Raw genomic sequence first — 5,136 nt, 5'->3', positions numbered from 1 at the left:
GGGTTGCGGGTGACCACGGCCCTGGCGGAGGCGATCCGCTCCCGGGCCTTGGGGTGCCCGGCGAGCACCGCCGCCTCCGCCCTGAGCGCCACGTACCAGTGGAGCCAGACCCAGCACACCCACTTCCACACCCGGTCCGGCTCCGGTTCGACGCGTTCCAGGGCGGACTCCGCGTCCCCGTGGTGGAGCAGGACCATGGTGTCGAAGACCGCGCCGTAGCCCAGGCGGTGGTCGGCCTCGGACCCGGCCCGGTCGACGATCGCGAGCCAGTCCGCCCGTGCGTCGTGGTCGCCGCGCAGGCCGTGGACCATCGCGACCGACGCGGCGGCGGGCCCCAGGGAGCGCGTCCGCGGTCGGCCGTTCTGCTCCCACGCGTCGAGGAACCTCGTGCTGCCGGTGAGCACCCCGTCGACGTCGCCGCTGAACGCGTCCGCGACCAGGAGCCAGGACGTGGCGCTGTGGCCCGCCTCGGCCAGCAGCGGGTGGTCGGCGAGCTGCCTGCCCCACCGGCGGGCCTCCGGCAGCCGCCCCACGCCGAGGGAGGTTCCGGCGGCCATGGCCAGGGCGTCCATCAGCTCGTGCGTGCTGGCGGGGGTCGGCGGTCGCGGGGCCAGGATGTCGACCCTGCGCCGGGAGGCGGCCGCACCGGCGAAGGCGTTCCCGGCCCAGCTCTGGGCGCCCGAGAGCGCGTCCAGGGCGGCGGACTCGGCCACCGGGTCGCCCGCGCCACGGGCGAGCGCGACCGCCCGTTCGGCGCTCTCGACCGTCTCCCCGGCGGTGTTGTCCGGATCCCCCTGGACCGCGCCGAACGCGTCCGCGACCACCGCCGCCTCGGCCAGCGCGACGGCGGCCCGGGCGGCCGGGGCGTCGCCGGACAGCTCCCGCGCCCGCGCGAGCGCGTCCCTCACCTCCTCCACGGCGGGAAGCCGCGTGAACGAGCTGGAGAACCGGTACGCGACGGTGGCGGCGGCCGCCAGGTCGCGGCCCGCGCCCGCGGTGTCCCCGGCCCGGAGGGCGGCGTGCGCGGCGGCACGGTGCAGGCGGTACATGTCGTCGTCGAGGCCGCGGCATCCGGCCACCGCGGCGGCCTGGCGCAGCGCGTCGGCGACGTCGCCGGTGTCGGCGAGCCGCGCCGCCTGCTCGAACCGCTGCTGGGCCTCGCCGAGCAGGGTGCGGGTGAAGGACAGCTCGGCCACGGCGCGGGCGAGCCGGTGGGCGTCCGCGCGCTGTTCGGGCTGGTCGCAGGCCCAGGTGAGGGCGGCCCGCATGTCCTCCGCCACGGCGTCGAACCGGGCGCGCCAGTCCGCGCCCGCGGTCGCGGTGAGGTCGGCCGCACCGGCCAGGCACCAGTCCAGGTGCCGGGAGCGGACGCGCGCCAGCTCGCCGGTGTCGGCGAGCCGCTCCGCCCCGTACTGGCGGATGGTCTCCAGCGCGTGGTAGCGGGTGCCGGACGCGGACGGTGTGACGGAGAGCAGGCTGTGCTCGGCGAGTCTGCCGAGCCCGTCGACGACCGAGGCCGGGTCCAGCGGGGCGAACCCGGCGACCCCGGCGGCGGCCTCGGGGGTGAACGGCGCGACGAACACCGACACCCGGCGCAGCAGGGCCCGGTCCCCCGGCTCCAACAGGTCGTGGCTCCAATCCAGCACCGCCCGCACCGACCGGTGCCTGTCGTCGGCCCGGGAACCGCCGGTGAGGACCCGCAGCTGGTCGGAGAGCCCGGCGGCGAGTCCGTCCAGCCCCAGCGTCGAGCACCGCGCCGCCGCCAGTTCGATGGCCAGCGCCATGCCGCCGAGCCGTTCGCAGACGGCCACGACCTCCTCGCTCGCGGCGGGCCCCTGCGGCCAGCCGCCCACGGCCGCCCGGTCCATGAACAGGGCCACCGCGTCCGACTCCTCGCCGCCGTCCCGCGACAGCGGCGGGACCGGGAGGACACGCTCGAACGGCACCATCAGCCGGGCCCGGCTCGTCACGAGCACCCGCAGCCGCGGGCAGGCCGCCAGCAGCCGCTCCAGGAACGGCGTCACCCCGTCGCGCACGTGTTCGCAGTTGTCCAGGACCAGCAGGGCCCGGCGGTCCGCCAGCGCGGCAAGGACCGTGTCGTCGACGCCGCTTCCGGGCTGCTCGCCCACACCCACGGCCGCCGCGACCGCGGCCCCCACGCGGCCCGGTTCGGTGACCGGGACCAGGTCGACGAACCACACCCCGTCGGCGAAGTCGTCGGCCACGTCCGCCGCCACGGCCAGGGACAGGCGCGTCTTGCCCACCCCGCCCGGCCCGACCACGGTCACCAGCCGGTGCGACGTCACAGCCCCGGCCAGTTCCCGGCGCTCGCGGACCCGGCCGACGAACGACGTCAACGGCGCGGGCAGGGCGGGCGCCGACCGCTCGCGCGCGGCGCGTGCGGAGGCGGTCGCGTGCCGGGCGAGCGCCCGCCGGTCCGGCAGCGCCAGTTTGCGCAGGAGCGAGGAGACGTGCGACTCGACGGTGCGCACCGACAGGACCAGGCGCGCGGCGATCTCCGCGTTGCTGAGGTGCTCTCCGAGGAGGGCGAGTACTTCGGCTTCCCGAGCCGAGACCACTGGACTGGACACCGACTCATTATGGGTGGTGGTTTCCGTGGCCGGCACGGAGGCGGTCCGCGCCCCGGCCGGGGGAGGCTGGGACCACGGCGATCGCACCCGGCCGAAGCCGCCGGGCCGACCGCGAACCACGACCACGGGGAGTGACCGTGACCAGCTCTCACGCGCAGGAGACCACGACGGCGCCGCGTCCGGCGGGCGACCGGCCCCGCTCCGGCGCCCGGCGCCGCCGCGACACCGAGGAGCGGCTCGCCCGCGACGTCGACGTCTGGGTGGCCAGCGCCTCGGAGGACGGCGTGCCCCACCTGGTGCCGCTGTCCTTCGACTGGGACGGCGAGTCGCTGTTGGTGGCCACCGCGGCGGACAGCCCCACCGGCAGGAACCTGGCCGCCACCCGCACCGTCCGGCTGGGGCTGGGCGGCACCCGCGACGTGACCATGGTCGAGGGCCGGGTCGAGGTCCTCGGGATGGACGCGCTGACGCGGGAGCGGGGCGACCGGTTCGCTGAGAGGACGGGCTTCGACCCGCGCGCGCTGGCCGCGCCCTACCTCTGGTTCCGCGTCACGCCGCGCCGCGTCCAGGCCTGGCGCGAGGTGAACGAGATGTCCGGACGCGAGCTGATGCGCGACGGCCGCTGGCTGGTCTGACGCCGAGGCCGGACGCACCGCCCGGCCCGGGCCGGGCGGCGTGAGGTCCCCGGAGCCCGGGGTGCGGCCGACCGGGGCGCGGTGGGCCGCTTCGTGTCCCCCGCACGCCGGCCGCTCAGGAGGCCTGGCGGTGCAGCCAGGCCTCCTCGGTGCGGGCCAGGAAGGCGCGCAGCTCCCGCCGCGCCCCCTCGGGGCCCTTCATGCCCGGGGTGACCATCAGCTGGAGGGCGAGCCCGTCCACCTGGGTGTGCAGGTACCCGGACCACTCCTCGACCCACGGGTCGGGGTGGGGCTGGAAGGGATCCTCCACCGGCTGCCCGGTGAGGGCGGCGACCAGGAGCCGGTAGAGCCTGCGCTGGCTGTTCCAGCGCTGTTCCCGGTCGCGGTCGTACTCCCCCAGCAGCCCGGCGGCCTCCCAAGCGCGGTACTCCGCGCGGCGGGTCGCGTCCAGGGGCAGGAGCTGTTCGGCGTACTCGGCCATGCGGTCCAGGAGCGGGGCGTTCGGGTCCTGGGTGCCGTTCAGGGCCGTCACGCGCGCGGTGACGCGTTCCTCGGACAGGTTCATGGCGAAGACGAGCAGGTCCTCGCGCGTCTGGAAGTAGTGGCGCAGGGCTCCGGGGGACCAGCCCGCCTCGGCGGCGACGGAGCGGATGGACACGGCGGCCGGGCCGGACTCGGCGATGACCCGCCACAGGGCCTCGGCCAGCTCCCGGCGGCGCTGTTCGTGGTCGACGATCTTGGGCACCTCCCCTTTCTAGCACATGTGTGTTATTTTATTTGGCACAGCCGTATGAAAACGCGAGCGGGAGGAGACCACCATGCCGTCACTGGAAGTGCTGTTGCCGGTCGCCGGACTGGCGCTGCTGGACACCCTGAGCCCCGCCACCATCGGGGTCTCGCTGTACGTGTTACTCAGCGGGGCGCGGTCGGTGGCCCGCCCCCTGTTCGTCTACCTGGCCACCGTGGCCGCCTTCTACTTCGCCCTGGGCTGCGCGCTCATGCTCGGCCTCGGCTTCGCGTTCGAGGCCCTGGACGACATCGCCGACAGCCCCGTCCTGGGCTGGGTGATGGTGGTGCTGGGCGGGGGCATGCTCGCCTACGCGCTGTTCATGCCGAGCGGACCTCGCCGACAGCGCAGGCCCGCCTCGCTGCGCACCGGCGCGATGGTCGCACTGGGCCTGGCCACCGGCCTGCTGGAGGGCGGCACCGCGCTGCCCTACTTCGGCGCCATCGGCATCATGACCACCGCCGGGCTCTCCGCCGCGGCCTGGGTGCCGCTGCTGGCGGCCTACAACGTCGTCATGGTGCTCCCGCCGATCCTGCTCTACCTGGCCCACCGCGCCTTCGGCGAGCGGCTGCGGCCCCGGATGGAGCGCTGGCGCACCAAGGTCGAGTCCGGCTCCCGGGAGGCCCTGGGCTGGATCATCGGCATCGTCGGCTTCCTGGTCCTGCGGCACGGGCTGTGGCTCGCGGGGGTCTTCGACGGGGCCATCAGCCTCGGACCCGTCACCTTGGAGGCCGCCGCCCTGCTGGGCGGCCTGTGACCGAAGGGCCCGAACGCGGCGGCGCCGACGAGGGGTGGAGCCAGCACCACCCCCGGTCCGCACCCGTACCGCCCTGACTCCGGGCCCGGCCGGGCGTAACTTCGGGGCCATGGACACGACCCGCAACGCCGTCGCCCGGCTCCTGGCCGACACCCGCCACATCCTCCTGGGCCTGCCGTTGGCCCTCATCGCCTTCGTGGTCGTCCTGACGGGCCTGGCCGCCGGGGCGGGCACCGCCGTCGTCATGGCGGGCCTGTTCCTGATGACGGGCACCCTGTACGCCGCACGCGGGTTCGCCCACGTCGAACGCGTCCGCCTGGCCGACCTGGGCCGCCGACCGGTGGCGCGCCGCCCCTACCGCTCCCC

General features: G+C 75.8%; 5 protein-coding genes. 3 read left to right on the top strand and 2 right to left on the bottom strand.

The annotated features are described in order from the left end of the window. Positions 1-2,591: LuxR C-terminal-related transcriptional regulator (locus DQW06_RS02200; RefSeq protein ID WP_117197872.1), on the bottom strand; the 2,591-nt coding region annotated here is incomplete at its 3' end. A 137-nt stretch (positions 2,592-2,728) separates the two neighbouring features. Here DQW06_RS02200 and DQW06_RS02195 point away from each other — a divergent pair. Then, positions 2,729-3,226, top strand: a complete 498-nt coding sequence (locus tag DQW06_RS02195) for a pyridoxamine 5'-phosphate oxidase family protein (protein ID WP_013153110.1) — start codon at positions 2,729-2,731, stop codon at positions 3,224-3,226. A 115-nt stretch (positions 3,227-3,341) separates the two neighbouring features. Here DQW06_RS02195 and DQW06_RS02190 read toward each other — a convergent pair whose 3' ends face one another. Further along, positions 3,342-3,971, bottom strand: coding sequence for a TetR/AcrR family transcriptional regulator (locus DQW06_RS02190; RefSeq protein ID WP_013153109.1), 630 nt, complete (start codon positions 3,969-3,971; stop codon positions 3,342-3,344). A gap of 73 nt (positions 3,972-4,044) precedes the next feature. On the opposite strand from DQW06_RS02190, the gene DQW06_RS02185 reads away from it, so the two are divergent. Both DQW06_RS02185 and DQW06_RS02180 read left to right on the top strand, forming a co-directional pair. Next, positions 4,045-4,770 carry a GAP family protein gene (locus DQW06_RS02185; RefSeq protein ID WP_013153108.1) on the top strand — a complete coding sequence of 242 codons (726 nt, stop codon included), beginning with the start codon at positions 4,045-4,047 and terminating at the stop codon, positions 4,768-4,770. A 109-nt stretch (positions 4,771-4,879) separates the two neighbouring features. Then, a partial coding sequence (locus DQW06_RS02180) for a sensor domain-containing protein (protein ID WP_198662361.1) occupies positions 4,880-5,136 on the top strand: 257 nt, incomplete at its 3' end.

Source organism: Nocardiopsis sp. TNDT3 (assembly GCF_003427465.1).
GTDB classification, from domain to species: domain Bacteria; phylum Actinomycetota; class Actinomycetes; order Streptosporangiales; family Streptosporangiaceae; genus Nocardiopsis; species Nocardiopsis dassonvillei.
Note: the sequence above shows the minus strand (reverse complement) of the source record. Positions and strands in the feature narration are given on the sequence as shown.

Coding starts and splice junctions, on each gene's coding strand:
- DQW06_RS02185 (WP_013153108.1), top strand. CDS start 4,045: ATGCCGTCACTGGAAGTGCTGTTGCCGGTCGCCGGACTGGCGCTGCTG.